This window comes from Falsiroseomonas oryzae (genome assembly GCF_027856955.1).
GTDB classification, from domain to species: domain Bacteria; phylum Pseudomonadota; class Alphaproteobacteria; order Acetobacterales; family Acetobacteraceae; genus Falsiroseomonas; species Falsiroseomonas oryzae.
Genome location: NZ_JAPSMD010000475.1, coordinates 1 through 3,879, shown reverse-complemented (window position 1 = coordinate 3,879; position 3,879 = coordinate 1). Strand labels below are relative to the sequence as shown.

The window sequence follows — 3,879 nt, the reverse complement described above, 5'->3', positions numbered from 1 at the left end:
GGCCGCCGCGCGGACGGCACGTTGCGGATCGCGCCGCAGCCGGCTCCCGCCGTGCCGCAGCCGCTGCCCGCCGCGCCGGCGCGGACCGAGGAGAAGGGCCCGCTGCAGGTGCTGCGCGGCCAGGTGATGGAGCGCATCGACCCGCGCGCGGCGATGGACATGCCGGCGGCGCGCGTGCGCGAGCAGCTCGAGCGGCTGGTGCACGAGGTCGCCGGCGCGCAGCGCATCGAGATCTCGGCCACCGACCAGGCCCTGCTGGCGCAGGAGCTGGTGGACGACATGATGGGCTTCGGCCCGCTCGAGGAGCTGCTGCGGGACGACGACATCAGCGACATCATGGTCAACGGGCCGGACTGCGTCTTCATCGAGCGCAAGGGCAAGCTGAGCCGCGTGGTCGTGAAGTTCCGCGGCGCCGCCCATGTCGCCTCGATCGCGCAGAAGATGGCGGCCTCGGTCGGCCGGCGCGTGGACGAATCGAGCCCGCTGGTGGACTGCCGCCTGCCGGACGGCAGCCGCGTGAACGTGGTCTTCCCGCCGCTGGCCCTCGATGGCCCCTGCATCTCGATCCGTAAGTTCGCCAAGCGGAAGGTCGACCTGCAGGGCATGGTCGAGCTGGGCAGCCTGTCCCCGGCGGTCGCGCGCGTGCTGGAGATTGCGGCGCGCTGCCGGCTGAACGTGATCGTCTCGGGCGGCACGGGCTCCGGCAAGACGACCATGATGAACGCGATGAGCCGCCTGATCGACCATGGCGAGCGCATCGTCACCATCGAGGACGCGGCGGAGCTGCAGCTGCAGCAGCCGCATGTGGTGCGGCTGGAGACCCGGCCGATGAACCTCGAGGGCCGCGGCGAGATTACCCAGCGCGACCTGCTGAAGAACGCGCTGCGGATGCGGCCGGACCGCATCATCGTGGGCGAGGTGCGCGGCGCCGAGGCCTTCGACATGCTGCAGGCCATGAACACCGGCCACGACGGCAGCTTCTGCACCATCCACGCCAACAATGCCCGCGACGGCATCACCCGCGTCGAGAACATGGTGCAGATGGGCTCCGTGGCCCTGCCGCTGCGCGCCATCCGCCAGCAGATCGTCAGCGCGGTGGACATCATCATCCAGCTGGAGCGCATGCGGGACGGCAAGCGCCGGGTGCAGCAGGTCACCGAGGTCTGCGGCCTGGAAGGCGACGTGATCACGCTGAACGACCTGTTCAACTTCGAGTTCCAGGGGGAAGGGCCGAACGGCGAGGTGATCGGCCGCTGGGTGTCGTCCCGCGTGCGGCCGGCCTTCATGGGCAAGCTGCGCTACTTCGGCCTCGACCAGGCCTTCGTCCAGGCGATGGAGCAGTAGCCGTGGCTGAGGTCCTGCTCGTCGGCTCGCTGGTCTCGCTGCTCGCCGCGCTGATCCTGATGCGCACGGGGCAGGAGCAGAAGTCGCTGCGCGACCGCGTGCTGGCGCAGGACGGGCGGACGGTCAGCATCCGCCTGGTGGACGAGCCGAGCCTGATCGCCCGGCCGGCCAGCCGCGGCGGCCCGCTCACGCGGATCTCCGGCTGGCTCGGGCTGGCGCCCGGCCTGCTGCCCAACCGCCGCCTGCCGCTGCCCTTCGTGCTGTTGATGGCCGGCGTCACGGGCGGCGTCGCGGCCTGGGGCGGGACACTGGTGCTGCAGGGCCCGGCGGCGATCCTGCTCGGCCTCGCCGCCGCCGCCTTCGTGCTGCGCATGCTCTTCATGTGGGAGGTCGGTCGCAACCGCGACGAGGCGTTCAAGCAGATCCCCGACGCGGTCGGCCTGATGGTGCGCGCGGTGCGCGCCGGCCTGCCGGTGGGAGAGGCGGTGCGCAGCGTCGCGCGCGAGATGCCGGAGCCCACCCGGTCGGAGTTCCAGCGCCTGATCGGCGAGACCGGCATCGGCACGCCGCTCGACCGGGCGCTGTGGGGAATCCACGAACGGACGGGGCTGCGCGAATACGCCTTCCTGTCCGTCGTGATCGGCCTGCAGGCGCAGACCGGCGGCGGCCTGGCGGAGGCGCTGGAGAACATCGGCGACATCGTCCGCAAGCGCGTGGCGATGGCCGCCAAGGCGCATGCGCTGGCCGCGCAGGCGCGCACCTCCGCGATCATCCTGATCGCGCTGCCGCCTGTCTCCGGCACCGCCGTCTCGCTGCTGCGGCCCGGCTACTTCGACAAGCTGTTCGGCGACCCACGCGGCGTGAACCTGCTGACGATCTCCATCATCATGATGATCATCGGCACCCTGGTGATCCGCCAGATGATCAAGCGGGCCGTGTCCGAATGAGCGCGACCCTCGCCGCCCTCCTCGCCACCTCCATCCTGGCGGTCGTCGCTGTGCTGCTGGTGGCCGGAGAACTCACCGACCACCGCATGGCCGACCGCGTCAGGCGCGCCGCGCAGGGCACCGCGCCACCGGTGCGCGAGCAGCGGCGGCTGGCCAATATCGGCTTCACGGTGGCGCGGCTGATCGACCTGGCCGGCCCTGCACGCTTCCTGGCCTCGCCGCAGGACCGCACCCAGATCGAACGGACGCTGGCGCCGCTCGGCGTGCCGATCGCGGTGGCGGGGCCGCTGCTCGTCGCGGTCAAGCTGGTGTTCCTGGTCGGCGGCCCGGCCGCGGCCGCCGCCTGGCATTTCGGCACGGACCGGCCGGGCAACCCGATGGTCAGCCTGATGATCGGGCTGGGCGCGGGCGTGGTGCTGCCGAACATGATCCTGTCGCAGATGCGCAAGCGTCGCATCGCGAACCTGAACCGCGCCATGGCCGACACCTTCGACATGCTGGTCGTCTGCTCCGAGGCCGGGCTCGGCCTGGAGAGCGCGATCGACCGCGTCGCCGCGGACCTGCGCCACGCCAACCCCGCCATGGCGCTGGAATTCGCGCAACTCGGCCAGGAGATGCGGATGATGCCGGACCGCACCGTCGCGATGGAGCGCTTCGCGGAACGCGCCGAGGTGGACGGGCTGCGCCGCCTGGCGGCCACGCTGTCCCAGGCGATGCGCTACGGCACGCCGCTCGGCCAGGCGCTGCGGACGCTGGCAGCGGAGGAGCGGCAGACCCGGCTGATCCGGCTGGAGGAGAAGGCGGCGCGGCTGCCGACGCTGCTGGTGCTGCCGCTGATCCTCTTCATCCTGCCCCCGCTTTTCCTCACGCTGGTCGGCCCCTCGATCATGCAGCTCTTCGACGCCGTCGGGAACATGTGATGCGGCCTCTCCTGCTCGCGGCCTCCGCCGCCCTGATCCTCTCCGGCTGCGCGACGCAGCAGCAGGCGACCACCTCGCCGGATGCGGCGCGCCATCTGCGTGTCGCGGCCGCCGCCGAGCGCAGCGGTCAGCCGGAGATGGCGCTCAACATGTATGCCGCCGCCTTCGAGGCGCATCCGGCCGACCCCGAGGTCGTCTCCCGCTTCACTGCCGCGCTGGTGCAGAACGGCCAGCCGCAGCGCGCCCGCGACGTGCTGGCCGAGGCGCGCCGGCGCAATCCCGGCAATGCCGCGCTGACCCAGGCGGAGGCGCGCACCCTGCTCGAGCTGGGCGAGGCGGAACGCGCCCTCCAGCTATTCGACGCGCATCTGCGGCTGGCGCCGCGCGACGTGCGGTCGCTGAACGGCCGCGGCATCGCGCTCGACCTGCTCGGCCGCCATGCGGAGGCGCGGATGGCCTATCGCGCGGCGCGCGCGGCGGACCCGGACAATGCGGCGGCGGCGGGCAACCTGGCGCTCTCCCTGGTACTGTCCGGCTGCGCCGATGCGGCCGTGGCCGTGCTGGAGGCCGCACCGCGCAGCGGCGCTACGGCCGCCTGGCTCGGCCAGGTCCAGGGCTTCGCGCGCACCGTCTCGCCGGCATCCGGCGACCCGCAGGGCGCGATGCTG

The 3,879-nt window shown here is 72.4% G+C and carries 4 protein-coding genes; all 4 read left to right on the top strand.

What is annotated here, in order from left to right; translation table 11 throughout:
- A partial coding sequence (locus OZN99_RS27300; protein ID WP_408611952.1) for a CpaF family protein occupies positions 1–1,344 on the top strand: 1,344 nt, incomplete at its 5' end.
- A 2-nt stretch (positions 1,345–1,346) separates the two neighbouring features.
- Positions 1,347–2,291, top strand: a complete 945-nt coding sequence (locus OZN99_RS27295; RefSeq protein WP_270938381.1) for a type II secretion system F family protein — start codon at positions 1,347–1,349, stop codon at positions 2,289–2,291.
- Positions 2,288–3,211: a type II secretion system F family protein gene (locus OZN99_RS27290; RefSeq protein ID WP_270938380.1), complete on the top strand. Its 924-nt coding sequence runs from the start codon at positions 2,288–2,290 to the stop codon at positions 3,209–3,211. Before OZN99_RS27295 ends, OZN99_RS27290 begins: the two co-directional genes overlap by 4 nt.
- Positions 3,211–3,879 (top strand): tetratricopeptide repeat protein (locus OZN99_RS27285; protein WP_270938379.1); only part of this gene is annotated, 669 nt, incomplete at its 3' end. The genes OZN99_RS27290 and OZN99_RS27285, both read left to right, overlap by 1 nt.